Genomic DNA, 14,852 nt, shown 5'->3' on the forward strand with positions numbered 1-14,852 from the left:
GCGCTAACATTTTTAGCAGCCTTGAGCGTTGACGCTCACTGTCCTCGGTGGTTACGGTGCCGGGAAGGCGTTGGTAGCACTGCAGTTCCCGGCCCGCGCGCCGCCGCCGCCCGCGACGAGCCTTCGGACCTTGCCTCGAACCGAAGGAGTTCCCGATGAGAACCAGTGAGGCATCCGCCTCCCGACAGACACGCCGGCGACGTCCGGTGACGGCGACCTTGGCGGCGGTCCTCACGGCCGGCACGCTCGCCGCCGTCAACCCGCCGCCCGCGTCGGCGGCGACCGTCGACACGACCGCCTGGTACGTCGTGGTCAACCGCAACAGCGGCAAGGCGCTCGACGTGTACAACCTCGCCACCAACGACGGCGCGCGCATCACGCAGTGGACCCGCAACGACGGCAACCAGCAGCAGTGGCAGTTCGTCGACTCCGGCGGCGGCTACTACCGGCTCAAGTCCCGCCACTCCGGCAAGGTCCTCGACGTGCCGGGCTCCTCGACGGCCGACGGCGCCGCCATCCAGCAGTGGGCCGACCACGGCGGGACCAACCAGCAGTTCCGCCTGGCCGACTCCGACGGCGGCCACGTGCGGTTGATCGCCCGCCACAGCGGCAAGGCGGTGGAGGTGCAGGGCGCGTCCACCGCGGACAACGCGAACGTCGTCCAGTACACCGACCACGGCGGCGCCAACCAGCAGTGGCTGTTGGCCAAGGTGTCGGGCGGCGGCGATCCCGGCGGCACGGGCTGCGGCAAGGCGCCGACGTTGCGCAGCGGCACGCACACCATCCAGAGCGGTGGGAAGAGCCGCAGCTTCATCCTGCGGGTGCCCGACGGCTACGACTACAACCGCCCGTACCGGTTGATCTTCGGCTTCCACTGGCGCGGCGGCACCATGAACGACGTCTCCTCCGGCGGGACCAGCGGAACCGCGTGGTCGTACTACGGGATGCAGGAGCAGTCGAACAACAGCGCGATCCTCGTGGCGCCGCAGGGCTTGGGCAACGGCTGGGCCAACTCCGGCGGCGAGGACGTCACGTTCGTCGACGACATGATCCGGCGGATCGAGGCCGACCTGTGCGTCGACCCGAAGCTCCGCTTCGCCATGGGCTTCAGCTACGGCGGCGGCATGAGCTACGCGCTCGCGTGCGCCCGGGCGACGGTGTTCCGCGCGGTCGTGGTCTACGCGGGCGCCCAGCTGAGCGGGTGCAGCGGCGGCAGCCAGCCCATCGCGTACTTCGGCCTGCACGGCCTCACCGACAACGTCCTCAACATCTCGATGGGACGGTCGCTGCGGGACCGGTTCGTGGCCAACAACGGCTGCACGCCGCAGACCCCGCGTGAGCCGGCGCAGGGCAGCATGAGCCACATCACCACCACGTACTCGTGCCGGGCGGGCTACCCGGTGCAGTGGGCCGCGTTCGACAACGGCCACATGCCCGGTCCGGTCGACGGCACCTACGCCGAGAGCGGCGTCCGGACGTGGACCAAGGGCGAGGCGTGGAGGTTCATCTCCCAGTTCTGACCGCACCGGGTCGCGCTGCTCCGGGTTCCCGCCCCGTCACGTCGGGGGCGGGAACCCGGTTCCGGTCGGCGATCAACGAAGCCGGGGGGCGACATGAGCGAGGCGGCGCCACTTCGGGCGGCCGTCGCGACATGAGTGAGGCGACGCGACATCGGGCGGCGGTCGCGACATCAACGAGGCGGTGCGACGGAGTCGCGCTCGCGGACCGGCATCGGGACGTAGTGGCGCCGGCCCAGGTCCGGCCGATCCCCGTCGTGCGGCTCGTCCTCGGCGAAGAGGAGGTCCACGGCCTTCGCCCCCAGCTCGTGGTGCGGCAGGGCGACGGTGGTGAGGCCGGGCCGCAGCCACGCGGCCACCGGGTGGTCGTCGAAGGAGACCACGGAGACGTCGTGCGGCACGGCGAGGCCCGCGTCCTGCAACGCCTGGTACGCGCCGAACGCGAGCCGGTCGTCCAGGCAGATCAGCGCGCGGGGGCGCCGGGTGCGCAGCAGGTCGCGGGTCGCGTCGAAGCCGTGCGCCGGCAACCACCACCGGCACGAGCGGCCGCTCTCCACCTCGACGCCCGCCTCGCCCAGCTCCCGGCGGACACCGGTGAGCCGGTCGGCCGCGGCGGACCGGCCGGGCGGGACGTCGTCGCCGTCCGGGCGGGCGCCGATGACGTGGATGCCCTCGCCGTGGCCCGCGTCGAGGAGGACGCGTGCGGCCGACCGTCCGCCGCGGACTTCGTCGGGCAGCACGGACGGCAGTGGCGACGGTTCCCGGGGCACCGCGTTGAGCAGCACGGCGGGGCCGGCGGTGAGCCCGGCCGGGACGCCGATCGTCCGGGTGTGCGCGGAGGCCAGGACGATCCCGTCGACGGCGTAGCCGCGCACGGTCTCGATCAGCGCGCGTTCCAGTCCGGCGTCGCCCTCGGTCTCGCCCGACAGCAACGTCACGCCGTGCCGGCGGGCCGCGTCGCGCGCTCCCGCGACCACGTCGCCGGCGAGCCGTGAGCCGGCGGCCGAAACGGACAGGAGCGCGATCGTCCGCGTCTTCGTCCCGCGCTGCCCCAGCGAGGTCCGGTCGCGGCGGTACTCCATCTCGGTCGCCGCCGCGCGGACCCGCCGCTGCACCTCCTCGGAGATGCGCAGGTCCCGGCCGCGCCCCGACAGCACCAGGGACACGGTGGTCTGGGAGACGCCGACCACCTTGGCGACGTCGGCCAACGTGACCCGTCGTGCGCGCACCGCGGACCTCCCGACGGCTGGTGGGCCCCGGTCCGGCGAACCGGCTCCCGTGGCGATGAGTCCGACTCATCCAGGCCTTGGTCTTGCCTGCCATCACAGCTCTTGTCCTGCTGCGGCGTCAAGTACGGAGACGTCCTGCGGCGGCTGATCGGGGTAAGTATTACTCATCGTTCCCTGGAGGGCCTGAAATCAGTACGCTGCGAAGTGGTTCCACGTCCCTGCTCCGGATCGCCTCGGCCACAGTCCCGCGGCGCCGGACCGCCGACGGCGTCAGCGCCGCAGCCACGAAGGGCTGACCATGCGCATCACCGGTTATCGGACCCTGACCACCGTCCAGGACTGGGGCAGGCCGGTCGGCGACGCCAACGGCGTCTTCGCCGACGGCGTCATCCGGGTGCCGCTCGTCGTCGTGGAGACGGACGTGGGGATCACCGGCGTCGGCCTCGGGTCGCACGTCGAGATCGAGTCCGTGTTCGCCGCCGTCGAGGGCGAGGACCCGCGCGGCGTCACCGCGCTCTACGACCGGATGCTGCGCCAGGTGTTCAAGGCGGGCCACGGGGGCGCGGTGTTCGGCACCATCGGCGCGCTCGACACGGCGCTGTGGGACATCAAGGCGCAGGCCGTCGGCGAACCGCTGTGGCGACTGCTCGGCGGACGCGACCGCCGCGTGCCCGCCTACGCCTCGGGTCTGGACATCGGGCTCGGCGACGACGAACTGGTGGCGGCGTACGAGACCTACGCCGCTCACGGCCTGAAGGTCGCGAAGATCAAGGGGGGCCTCGACGTCGAGCGGGACCGGGACCGCCTCATCCTGGTGCGCGACGTGCTCACCGCCGCCGGGCCGGGGACGCGGCCGGGGCTGATGCTCGACGTCAACGAGGCGCTGACCCGCAAGCAGGCCGTCCGCCACGTCGGCGAACTGGAGCGCACGCTCGACCTGATCTGGGTCGAGGAGCCGGTCAGGCGGTGGGACGTGGAGGGGCACGCGGCCGTCAGCCGAGGGGTCCGGGCGTCGGTCGCGAGCGGCGAGAACCTCACCGGGCTGGAGCAGTACCGGCCACTGATCGCGGCGGGAGCGGTGGACGTCGTGCAGGCGGGGGCCGGCTGGGGCGTCACGCACTTCCTGCGGGTCGCGGCCCTCGCGCACGCCCACGACCTGCCGGTGAGCCCGATCGGCGCCACGCCGGTGGGCTTGCTGCACGCGGCGACGTCGGTGCCGAACCACCTCGTCACCGAGCTGCAGGACCTGCGGCCGCCGTCGGGCCTCACGCTCGACCTCCACGTCGAGGACGGCGCGTTCGTCCTGGGTGACAGCCCGGGGCTGGGCCTCCGCGTCGACGAGGAAGCGGTCGCCGCGTCCCACCTCCGCCCGACCGCTCCGGCGCCCGGGAGCCCCCACGTCCGGCCGGAACGCGCCGGGCACCGCCTGCTGGCGGTGACGCCGGGCGTCGCCGTCCCGCCCGACCGCCTGAACCCGCTGCCGTCCTGATCGACCCCCGCCGGGGCCGCCACCCCGTCCGACCGCCGCACCACCCCGATGCCAGGAGGTCCACGTGCTCGCGTCCTCGTCCCCTGCTGTGCGGAGGTCGGCCTCGGCCGGTGCCGCCGCCGCGGTGCTGGCGGCGGTGGTGACCTTCGCCCCTCCCGCGCACGCCGCCACCACCACGCTCCACGCGTCCCCGTCCGGCGCAGGCACCGGCTGCACCGCCACCCAGCCGTGCTCGTTGTCGGCCGCCCAGGCCGCGGTGCGGTCGTTGAACGACGCCATGTCCGGTGACATCGTCGTGCAGTTGGCCGACGGCGCGTACCGGCTGTCCGAGCCGCTGCGGCTGACCGCGGCCGACTCCGGCTCCAACGGCTACCGCGTGCTGTGGCAGGCGGCCCCGTCCGCGCGTCCCGTGATCAGCGGCGCCCGCGCCGTCACCGGCTGGTCGGTCGTCGACGCGGGCCGGAACATCTGGCGCGCGAACGTCCCCACCGGGATCGACTCCCGGCAGCTGTACGTCAACGGCGCGATCGCGACCCGTGCGCGCACGCAGGTCAACCGCGCCGACTTCACGTTCACCGGCACCGGCATGCGGTTCTCCAACACCACGCTCGGCTACCTGAACAACCTCGCCAACCAGAACCGCGTCGAGGTGGAGAGCGTCAACTCGTTCACCGACCGGTACTCGCCGGTGCAGAGCATCAGCGGCAACTTCCTGACGATGCAACAACCCGCCTGGAACAACAACACCTTCGGGTACGACACGCTCGCCGCGCCGCACCGGGCGGGCCCCTTCTACCTGGCCAACGCCTACGAGTTCCTGGACTCGCCGGGGGAGTGGCACCTCAACCCCGCCACCGGCGCGCTGTCCTACATCCCGTTGGCCGGGCAGAGCATGAGCACCGCCGCCGTGGAGCTGCCGGTGCTCCAGTCGCTCGTCAACGTCGGCGGCACGTACGACGCCCCGGCCCACCACATCTCGTTCAGCGGCATCACGTTCACCGGCACCAGTTGGCTGGGCCCCAGCGGCAACCAGGGCTACGCGGACCAGCAGACCGGCGCGTACCTGGCGGGCAACTGGAACTGGCCCGCCGACCGGATCACCTCGTGCCAGAACGGTTGCGCCCAGTTCGAGGCCGCGCGGCCGCACTGGTCGCAGATGCCGGCGGCGGTGCAGGTGTCCGCCGCCGACACCATCACGTTCAGCGACTCGCGGTTCGTCAACCTGGGGCAGACCGCCATCGGGATCGGCAACGACGCCAACGCCCACGCGAGCGGGGTCGGGCTGGGCGCGAGCAACGTCACCGTCACCCGGTCCGAGATCGCCCGCGGCTCGGCCGGCGGCATCGTGGTCGGCGGGGTGCGCGCCGACGCGCACCACCCCGGCGACCGGCGGATGGTCAACCGCGACATCACCGTCAGCCACAACCGCATCCACGACCTCGGCGTCGAGTACCGGGGCAACGTCTCGGTCCTCAACACCTACGTCAGCACCGCGACCGTGGCGCACAACGAGGTCTACAACATGCCGTACTCCGGCATGTCCAGCGGGTACGGCTGGGGCGCCAACGACGCGGGCGGCAGCAACCACTACGCCAACCGCGGCCTGTACAACCACCAACCGCGCTACACGACCCCCACCACGGCGTCGAACAACCGGCTCACCAACAACCACATCCACGACGTCATGCAGCAGATGAACGACGGCGGCTGCATCTACACCCTCGCGTGGAACCCGAACGCGATGATCAGCGGCAACCACTGCCAGCGGACGAACGGCCACTTCGGCGTCTACTTCGACGAGGGCTCCCGCTACTACACCGTGACCAACAACGTCTTCTCCGCCACCGGGACGTGGGCCACCGCCAACTACTGGGGCGGCGAGAACATGGGCAACTGGACGGTCACCGACAACTGGTCGACCAACAGCAGCACCAACGTGACCAACGGCGACCGCGGCAACGTGGTGTCCGGCAACGTCACGGTCGCCAACGGGAACTGGCCGTCCGGCGCGCAGGCCGTGATGGCGAACGCGGGGCCCGGTGGCAGCGGCGGCGGTCCGCAGAACGGCCTGCTCGTGGGCGGCCAGTCGGGCCGCTGCGTCGAGGTCGCCGCCGGGAGCGGCAACGGCGCCCAGGCACGGCTCTGGGACTGCAACGGCGGCGCGAACCAGCGGTGGACGTACACAGCGGGCAGGCAACTCGTGGTGAACGGCGCCAAGTGCCTCGACGCCAGCGGCCAGGGCACCGCCAACGGCACCGCGGCGATCATCTGGGACTGCAACGGACAAGCGAACCAGCAGTGGAACCTCAACGCCAACGGCACCATCACCGGCGTGCAGTCCGGGCTGTGCCTCGACGCCGCCGGCAACGGGACCACGAACGGCACCCTGATCCACCTCTGGTCGTGCCACGGCGGCGCGAACCAGCAGTGGGGCGTGCGCGCCTGAGCCGTTGGGCCGTTCGCCGTCTCAACAGCCCAATGTGAACGCTAACGTTGCCGCAACCTTGCCACTCCACATGCCGCGCTCACAGACTCCGGGCACCAGATCGTCCGATGTGGGCGCGGCATGTGAGCGCGAACAAGAGCTGGCTCGGCCGCCACGAGGAGCGCGCTCCCGACTTCCGCGCCGATGACCTCCAACCAGGAGAACACATGCGACCACGCTTCCGGAGACTCGCCGCCTGCGCCGCGGCGTTGATCACCGCCGCGGTGCTGCCGGTCGGTCCGGCCGCCGCCGAGTCCAACGGCGGGGTGCGCGTCATGCCGCTGGGCGACTCCATCACCGAGGGCACGCAGGTGCCCGGCGGCTACCGGATCGGGCTGTGGCAGCGGTTCGGCGCCGGCAACTACCGGGTGGACTTCGTCGGCTCCCAGTTCAACGGTCCCGCCTCGCTCGGGGACCACGACCACCAGGGCCACCCGGGCTGGCGCATCGACCAGGTCGACGCGAACGTCGTCACCTGGCTGCGGAACACGACCCCGCGCACGGTGCTGCTGCACATCGGCACCAACGACATCCTGCAGAACCACAACGTGGCCACCGCGCCCGCCCGCCTGTCGGCGCTGATCGACCGCGTGACGGCGACCGTGCCGAACGCCGACGTGTTCGTCGCGACGATCATCCCGCTGGCCAACGCCGGGCAGGAGGCCGCGGCCCGGACCTACAACGCCGCGATCCCCGGCATCGTGCAGGGCAAGGTGAACGCGGGCAAGCGGGTGCGCCTGGTGGACATGCACGCCGCGCTGACGACGGCCGACCTGATCGACGGCGTCCACCCCACCGCCACCGGCTACGACAAGATGGCCGCGACCTGGTACGCCGCGCTGCGCGCCGTGCCGGGGAGCATCGGGAGCCCGGTCGCCTCGTCGGGCAGGCAGGTCGTCGGCGTGCCGTCGGGACGCTGCCTCGACGTGCCGGGCTCGACCACGACGAACGGCACGCAGCTCCAGCTGTGGGACTGCCACACCCAGCCCAACCAGGCGTGGACGCACAACTCGTCCAGGCAGCTCGTCGTGCTGGGCTCCAAGTGCCTCGACGCCTACGGCCGGGGCACGACCAACGGCACGCAGGTGGTCACCTGGGACTGCCACGGCGACACCAACCAGCAGTGGAACGTGAACGCCAACGGCACCATCACCAGCGTGCAGTCCGGCCTGTGCCTCGACGCGCACAACCTGGGCACCGCCAACGGCGCCAAGCTGGTCCTGTGGACGTGCACCGGCCAGCCGAACCAGCAGTGGACCCTGCGCGTCCCGGCCTGAGCGGGGTCAGCGGCCTCGTCCGGCGACGGGTTCGGGAACGTCGACCACCCCGGCGAGCAGGTCCGCGACCGTGTGGGCCCGCACGTCGGGGAGCGGGTCGGTGGTGAAGCGGCTGGCGACGGCGCGCACGTGCTCCTGGGCGGGCGCGGCGAGGCCGTCGTAGACGGCGTTGAACACGTCGCGGGCGGGCTCGCGCGGCCATCCCGGCGGGAGCAGGTCGAGGGGGAGGCCGGGGTCGAGGATGGGGAGGCGCCGGTAGGTGTCCATGACCTCGGTCCGCGCGCGCACCGCCTCCGGGCCGGTGATCCGGGAGCATCGGATGTCGGGCAGCACGGCGTTCCAGCGCCGGATGAACTCCTCGTAGTCGTGGGTGATGGCGGTGGTGTCCCAGGCGTCGAGGGGGGCGCGGCCGGTGGCGCCGACGTCGACGTGGCGCGCGCGGAAGACGGTCACGCCCCCGACGTCCACGAGGTGCGCCCCGAGCTTGTCGGTGAGTTCGCGCGGCGAGATCCACAGGCCGTCGTAGAGGGGCGCGTAACCGAGCCAGCGCAGCAGGCCCCGGAGCTCGCGCCGCCGGGTGACGTCCTCCTGGGGCAGGGAGAACGCGACGAGCGTCCAGTGCCCGTCCCACGCCGTGGTGGCGGCGGACGCGATCGCCCGGCCGCCGGCGGCGAGGTTGTGCGCGGCGGCCGCCGTGAGCCGGTAGGAGCTGTGGCGGCCCCGCTTGCTGCCTTCCAGCACGCCGCGGCGGGCGAGCCGGCTGATGGTGGCGCGAGCCCCGGCCTGGCTCACGCCCGCCTCGGCGAGCAGGGCCACGATGGCCGCCGACGGCAGCCAGGCGCGGGTGCGCAGCGTGTAGTCGGCCATCAGGGTCACGGTCAGGCCTTGCGGCGAGTTGCCGTGCTGCCGCCGGGGCAGCCGGACGTCGTCGCCCGGAAAGATCTCGTCGATGTCGTACGGGCTGGTCACGGCGGCTCCGGTGCGACTCGGTGGCGGTCGCGCCGACTGTAACCGGCCCCGGTCGGCGCGAACCGGGCTGTCGAGACGGTCGATTGACAGTTTTTGAGTCTGTCGACACTCTAAGTGTCACCTATCCGTGCGCGAACCGAGGGAGTCGAGCGCATGAAGGTCACACCGAGCCTGTTGGTCGCCGCGGCGGCGTCGCTGGTCGTGGCGGGCCTCGTCACCGCCGTGCCCACGCCCGCGTCCGCGGCGTCGTTGACCGAGGTCACCGGCTTCGGCGCCAACCCCGGCGGCATGCGGATGCACGTGTACGTGCCGGACGTCCGCCCGGCGAACCCCGCGATCGTCGTGGCCATGCACGGCTGCGGCGGCTCGGGCCCCGGCTTCTACTCGGGCAGCGAGTTCGCGTCGCTGGCCGACCGGCACGGGTTCGTCGTCATCTACCCCAGCGCCCAGCAGGAAGCCGGCTTCGGCAAGTGCTTCGACACCTGGTCCGACGCGGCCAAGCGCCGCGGCGGTGGCAGCGATCCCGTCTCCCTCGTGTCGATGGTGACCTACGTCCAGCAGCGCTACGGCGGCGACCCGAACCGCGTCTTCGCCACCGGCTCCTCGTCGGGCGGCATGATGACCAACCAGATGCTCGCCCTCTACCCGGACGTGTTCAAGGCCGGGGCGGCGTTCATGGGCGTGCCCTTCAACTGCTTCGCGAACGCCGCCGACTTCCCGCCCGGCAGCAGCAGGTGCACGGGCGGGGGAGGGGCGAACCGCACCCCGCAGGAGTGGGGTGACGCCGTGCGCCAGGCCTACCCCGGCTACACCGGCGCGCGTCCGCGAGTCCAGCTGTGGCATGGCACCAACGACACGCTCGTGCCGTACGCGCTGCTCCAGGAGTCGATCGAGCAGTGGACCAACGTCTTCGGGCTGAGCCAGACGCCGTCGTCCACCGACACCCCGCAGACCAACTGGAACCGTCACCGCTACAACAACTCCGCCGGCGCCACGCTGGTGGAGGCGTACAGCGTCCAAGGCGCCGGGCACACCCTGCCGAGCGGCGGCATGGCCGCCCAGGCCATCGCGTTCTTCGGACTGGACCGCGCGGTCGACCCGACGTCGACCACCACAAGCACCACCACCACAACGACCTCCACCACAACCATGACCACGACCACGACCGTGCAGCCGCCGGGGACGTGCCGCGTCACCAGCACCGTGAACGCGTGGAACACCGGCCTGACCGAGAGCATCACCATCACCAACACCGGCGCCACGGCGGTCAACGGCTGGTCCCTGACCTTCACCCTGCCCGCCGGCCAGACCATCACATCGGGCTGGAGCGCCACCTACTCGCCCAGCTCCGGCCACGTGACGGCGCGCAACGTCGCCTACAACGCCTCGATCCCACCGAACGCGTCCATCGGGATCGGCTTCCAGGCGACCCACAACGGCAACACCGCCAAACCCGCGTCCTTCACCCTCAACGGCATGGCCTGCGCCACCGCCTGACGGGACGAGAAGCGGCCCGGAACGTCTCCCGGGCCGCGCCTCTCGTCCCGACTTCCAGCCGCGCCCGCCGACACGAATAGGCACCGTCGACCCGAGGTGCTAAAAATCGCTCCGGAACATTTAGCACCCGCGCGCGTTGACTGTTGAAAAGGGCCGTGACTACATTGACGTGCTGGTCACCGTCGATCGGCCGTAGGGTCGAAACTTTCGGCAGCGAACGATCACCCGCGGGCCGAGTGGCTGCCACGAAGCCCGCGGCACGCGGGTGTCGCGCGGATGGGGACGGTAGTGGGGAACAGGACAGCCGGCGCGCCCGCGATGGCCGACGTCGCCCGGCTCGCCGGGGTCTCGCACCAGACGGTGTCGCGGGTGCTCAACGGGCACCCGTACGTCCAGGAACGGACGCGCCTGCGGGTCCAGGCGGCGATCGCCGAGCTGGGGTACCGCCCGAACCGGGTCGCCCGCGCGCTGGTCACGGGCCGCTCGCAGCTGATCGGCGTGGTGGCGCAGAACACGACCCTGTGCGGGCCGTCCTCGTTGCTGGCCGCGTTCGAGCAGGCGGCGGCCCACGCCGGGTTCGTCGTGACCACGCACCGGGCGAACGTGCTGGACCGCGAGTCGATCGCCAAGGCCCTGGAGCGGCACCGCGACCAGCGCGTGGCGGGCATCGTCGTCATCGCGCCGACGACCTCGGCGCACGAGGCGGTCGACAGCATTCCCCCCGACGTGCCGCTGGTCATGGTGGACGGCGACTCGGAGCGCGACATCGCGACGGTGACCGTCGACCAGGCGGCGGGCGCGTTCGCGGCGACCCGGCACCTGCTGGACTCGGGCCACCGCACCGTGTGGCACGTGTCGGGTCCGCCGGACTGGTTCGACAGCGCCGGCCGGATCGCGGGCTGGCGGTCCGCGCTGGCGGCCGCGGGCGCGGAGGTGCCGCCGATCGTGCCCGCCGACTGGAGCGCCGCGTCCGGGTACCGGGCGGGCCAGGTGCTGGCGCGGATGCCGGAGGTCACCGCGATCTTCGCGGCCAACGACCACCTGGCGCTGGGCATCCTGCGGGCGATGAGCGAACGCGGCCGGCGCGTGCCGCACGACGTGAGCGTGGTCGGCTTCGACGACGTGCCCGAGGCGGCGTACTTCATCCCGCCGCTGACCACGGTCCGGCCGGACTTCGACGCCGTCGCCCGCGACGCCCTCGAACTGCTGATGGCCCAGATCGGCGGGACGGCGGTCGTCGGGCCGCGCCGCACCTCGATCCCGACGCTCGTGCCCCGGCGCAGCGTGCGCCACCCACCGTCGGCGTGACGAGTTCCCGTCAGCGAAACTTTCGGCCACATCGTCCCGCTCAGCACCCTGATCGCGACCGCTGACCGCGCGGGTGGCGCTAAGATATTTAGCGTTCCCGTTCATTGACTGCGTGCGCCCGCATGGCTAACTTGATTTGAAGTCGAACCGTTTGCGAGTGCCGGACGCGGTAGCGGAAACAGTCAGGGGCGTGCTTCCGGCGAGCCGGAATTCGCCAGACGACCCCGGCACACCCCGGCACGCGGGTCCACCCGGCACCGAGCCTCGCCACCGCGCGCCTGCCGCCGGCGCGTGGTTCCAGGCCGGTCTCACCGCCCTTGGTCCACACACGTACCCGGCACTGGATTGGAGCGACCATGACACGGAAGAAGCGGACGGCAGCCGCGTGCGCGCTGTCGAGCGCACTCGTGGTGGGGGCCGTCGCCCTGGCGGTCGGCGGCGGCGCGACCGCGCAGGCCGCCGAGTCATCGTTCTACGTCGACCCGTCGACGTCCAGCGCGAGGTGGGTTGCCGCCAACCCCGGCGACTCCCGCGCGCCGGTCATCCGCGACCGGATCGCCTCGGTCCCGCAGGCGCGGTGGTTCACCACCACCAACACCTCGTCGGTGCGCGCGGAGATCAGCTCGTTCGTCGGCGCGGCGGCGTCCGCGGGGAAGATCCCCATCCTGGTGGTCTACAACATCCCCAACCGCGACTGCGGCGGCGCCAGCGGTGGCGGCGCGCCGTCCCACTCGGCCTACCGGGCGTGGGTGGACGAGGTCGCGGCCGGGCTGGCCGGTCGTCCGGCGGCGATCGTGCTGGAACCCGACGTGCTGCCGATCATGAGCAACTGCCAGACGGCGAGCCAGCAGGCCGAGACCAGGGCGTCGATGGCGTACGCGGGCAAGAAGCTGAAGTCCGGTTCGGCGCAGGCCAAGGTGTACTACGACATCGGCAACTCGGCGTGGCTGAGCCCGGCGGAAGCCGCCAACAGGCTCCGCGCCGCGGACATCTCCAACAGCGCCGACGGCATCGCCTCGAACGTGTCGAACTACCGCAGCACGTCCGACGAGGTGGCGTACACCAAGAACATCCTCAACGCCCTCGGCGACAGCAGGCTCAAGGCCGTGATCGACACCAGCCGCAACGGCAACGGCCCGCTGGGCACCGAGTGGTGCGACCCCGCCGGCCGCGCGATCGGCACGCCCAGCACGACGAACACGGGCGACGCCAGGATCGCCGCGTTCCTGTGGGTCAAGCTGCCGGGCGAGGCGGACGGCTGCATCGCGCCGGCAGGCCAGTTCGTGCCGCAGCGCGCGTACGACCTGGCGATCGCCGCGGGTCCGACGTCCACCACCACGACGTCCACCACCACCACCACCACGACCACTACGACGACCAGCACGGGCAACCCCGGCAGCGGCTGCACGGTGACCCACCGGGTGGTCAGCCAGTGGTCCGGCGGGTACACCGGCGAGATCGTGATCGGGAACCGGGGACCCGGGATCAACGGCTGGACCCTCACGTTCTCGGCACCGGGCGTGTCCGTGGCGCAGGGCTGGAACGGGACGTGGACCGACACGGGCGACGTGGTCCGGGTCGTCAACACGTCCTGGAACGGGTCGCTCCCGACCGGTGGAACGACGACCATCGGTTACAACGCGAGCTACAGCGGAACAACGCCGCCGTTCACGTCACCCGCCTTGAACGGCACCGTCTGCTCCTGACTCGTTCCGCGGCGGTTCCACGTCCGCACCGCCTCCACCGGACGGGGAACCGCCGCCCTCGCCTGCGACCAGGGAACGCGGGTCAATCGGCGATCCGCTCGCCGTGACTACAGCGCGAGCATCGCCCCGGCGACCTCGTCGGCGGCCGCGGCGGGGATCGCGGTCGAGGCGTCGTCGAGCACGAGCAACCGCGCGCCGGGGATCTCGCGCGCGAGCGCCTCGCCGTTGCCGACCGGGAAGAACGGGTCGCGCCGACCGTGGACCACGAGCGTCGGCAGCGCGAGCTCGGGCAGCCGCTCCCGCCACCGCGGCGTGCAGTCGAGCTTGGCGAACACCATGCCGATCTGGTTGGCCATCTGCACCACGGGCTCCGTGCCCGGCGTGCGGTCGAAGATCCGCTCGGCGGTCGCGCGTGCGGCGGCAGGGTCGTTGCCGAGGATCTCCGCGCCGGCGGCGGCGTACTCCGCCACGGCGTCGCGGTCGGACCAGTCGGGCATCGGGAGCGCGAACCGCCGCTTCATCACCGCCGCGTCGTGGTCGGGCAGGTCGTCGTCGACCGGACCCGGTGCGACGGGCCGCGTCCCCACGAGCGTGAGCGCCGAGAACGCCTCCGGGTGGTCGAGCGCGGCGACCTGGGCGACCATCCCGCCGACGCCGATACCCGCCAGGTGCGCGGGCCGGTCGTCGAGTCCGCGGGCGAGCGCGGCGGCGTCGGCGGCGAGGTCGCGCAACGTGTAGGCCGGCGCCCCGGGGTCGACGGCCGTCGAGGCACCCGAGTCGCGCAAGTCGTAACGCACGACGTGGCGCCCACCCCGGGCAACCGCCTCGCACAACGCGTCAGGCCAGGAAAGCATGGTCGTGCCGCCCACGAGCAGCACGAGGGGCGCCGCCGCCTCACCGAAGTGCTCGACCCCGAGCGTGACTCCTCCGGGGGTGCGGAACGAGTCGACCGTCGAGTGCATCGTCAACCTCCAGAGCAGCTGCGCGAACCGCAGCCACGCTACCGGGTGATCGCCGGCGCCGCCATTTGATGTCCATATTGGACTGTACGGATGGTCGAAGTCTTGTGCACACGCCGGAGGGTCAGCCCCGGAGGCGGCGAGTGCGTCCCAGAAGGAATGAACGCCGGACGCCGACATGAAGCACCCGCCGGCGGGACAGATCTGAGACGCCCGTCGTTGACGGGCGCCCGTGGTCGTTACGTGGTCGGCGTGACGTCGACATGGTCGCTGTCGGGGTGAGCCACCCCTTCAGTCCATCCGTCTTCCATGATTGTGACCGAGCGTGGCTCGGTGTTGCTGCGTTGGCGTGATCGGCGCTGCCGAAATGCGTTTTCGGATGGTGGTGGTTAGTTTCGAACGTGCCGGTGCCGGAG

9 protein-coding genes and 1 pseudogene are annotated in these 14,852 nt (G+C 71.9%); 7 read left to right on the forward strand and 3 right to left on the reverse strand.

The features are described from left to right. Positions 1-155: 155 nt before the first annotated feature. Positions 156-1,517: pseudogene (locus ACFQ3T_RS05190) on the forward strand (RICIN domain-containing protein); the annotation flags it as partial. A gap of 173 nt (positions 1,518-1,690) precedes the next feature. Here ACFQ3T_RS05190 and ACFQ3T_RS05195 read toward each other — a convergent pair. Beyond that, positions 1,691-2,746, reverse strand: a complete 1,056-nt coding sequence (locus ACFQ3T_RS05195; RefSeq protein WP_380720382.1) for a LacI family DNA-binding transcriptional regulator — start codon at positions 2,744-2,746, stop codon at positions 1,691-1,693. A gap of 298 nt (positions 2,747-3,044) precedes the next feature. On the opposite strand from ACFQ3T_RS05195, the gene ACFQ3T_RS05200 reads away from it, so the two are divergent. The 3 genes from ACFQ3T_RS05200 (at position 3,045) to ACFQ3T_RS05210 (ending at position 7,997) form a co-directional block, all read left to right on the forward strand. Next, positions 3,045-4,235: a mandelate racemase/muconate lactonizing enzyme family protein gene (locus ACFQ3T_RS05200; RefSeq protein WP_380720385.1), complete on the forward strand. Its 1,191-nt coding sequence runs from the start codon at positions 3,045-3,047 to the stop codon at positions 4,233-4,235. 64 nt (positions 4,236-4,299) lie between these two features. Next, entirely contained in the window at positions 4,300-6,681 is a 2,382-nt protein-coding gene (locus ACFQ3T_RS05205; RefSeq protein WP_380720388.1) for an RICIN domain-containing protein, read from the forward strand. A gap of 206 nt (positions 6,682-6,887) precedes the next feature. Next, complete coding sequence (locus ACFQ3T_RS05210) at positions 6,888-7,997, forward strand: ricin-type beta-trefoil lectin domain protein (protein WP_380720390.1); 1,110 nt, start codon at positions 6,888-6,890, stop codon at positions 7,995-7,997. A gap of 6 nt (positions 7,998-8,003) precedes the next feature. Here ACFQ3T_RS05210 and ACFQ3T_RS05215 read toward each other — a convergent pair whose 3' ends face one another. Further along, positions 8,004-8,966 (reverse strand): PaaX family transcriptional regulator, encoded by a 963-nt coding sequence (locus tag ACFQ3T_RS05215; RefSeq protein WP_380720393.1) that lies wholly within the window; start codon positions 8,964-8,966, stop codon positions 8,004-8,006. A 153-nt stretch (positions 8,967-9,119) separates the two neighbouring features. Between ACFQ3T_RS05215 and ACFQ3T_RS05220 the strand changes: the two genes are divergently transcribed. The 3 genes from ACFQ3T_RS05220 (at position 9,120) to ACFQ3T_RS05230 (ending at position 13,477) form a co-directional block, all read left to right on the forward strand. After that, positions 9,120-10,463, forward strand: a complete 1,344-nt coding sequence (locus ACFQ3T_RS05220) for an extracellular catalytic domain type 1 short-chain-length polyhydroxyalkanoate depolymerase (protein WP_380720396.1) — start codon at positions 9,120-9,122, stop codon at positions 10,461-10,463. Positions 10,464-10,751: 288 nt separating this feature from the next. Beyond that, positions 10,752-11,771, forward strand: a complete 1,020-nt coding sequence (locus ACFQ3T_RS05225) for a LacI family DNA-binding transcriptional regulator (protein WP_380720399.1) — start codon at positions 10,752-10,754, stop codon at positions 11,769-11,771. Between the two features lie 356 nt (positions 11,772-12,127). After that, positions 12,128-13,477 (forward strand): glycoside hydrolase family 6 protein, encoded by a 1,350-nt coding sequence (locus tag ACFQ3T_RS05230; protein ID WP_380720401.1) that lies wholly within the window; start codon positions 12,128-12,130, stop codon positions 13,475-13,477. Positions 13,478-13,584: 107 nt separating this feature from the next. Here ACFQ3T_RS05230 and ACFQ3T_RS05235 read toward each other — a convergent pair whose 3' ends face one another. Beyond that, positions 13,585-14,439, reverse strand: coding sequence for an alpha/beta fold hydrolase (locus tag ACFQ3T_RS05235; protein WP_380720404.1), 855 nt, complete (start codon positions 14,437-14,439; stop codon positions 13,585-13,587). Positions 14,440-14,852 lie beyond the last annotated feature (413 nt).

It is taken from the genome of Saccharothrix hoggarensis (assembly GCF_042678885.1).
GTDB lineage: Bacteria > Actinomycetota > Actinomycetes > Mycobacteriales > Pseudonocardiaceae > Actinosynnema > Actinosynnema hoggarensis.

Bases quoted from the DNA above. Each gene is read 5' to 3' on its own strand.
- ACFQ3T_RS05200 (WP_380720385.1), top strand. From the start codon at position 3,045: ATGCGCATCACCGGTTATCGGACCCTGACCACCGTCCAGGACTGGGGC.
- ACFQ3T_RS05210 (WP_380720390.1), top strand. From the start codon at position 6,888: ATGCGACCACGCTTCCGGAGACTCGCCGCCTGCGCCGCGGCGTTGATC.
- ACFQ3T_RS05220 (WP_380720396.1), top strand. From the start codon at position 9,120: ATGAAGGTCACACCGAGCCTGTTGGTCGCCGCGGCGGCGTCGCTGGTC.
- ACFQ3T_RS05230 (WP_380720401.1), top strand. From the start codon at position 12,128: ATGACACGGAAGAAGCGGACGGCAGCCGCGTGCGCGCTGTCGAGCGCA.
- ACFQ3T_RS05235 (WP_380720404.1), bottom strand. From the start codon at position 14,439: ATGCACTCGACGGTCGACTCGTTCCGCACCCCCGGAGGAGTCACGCTC.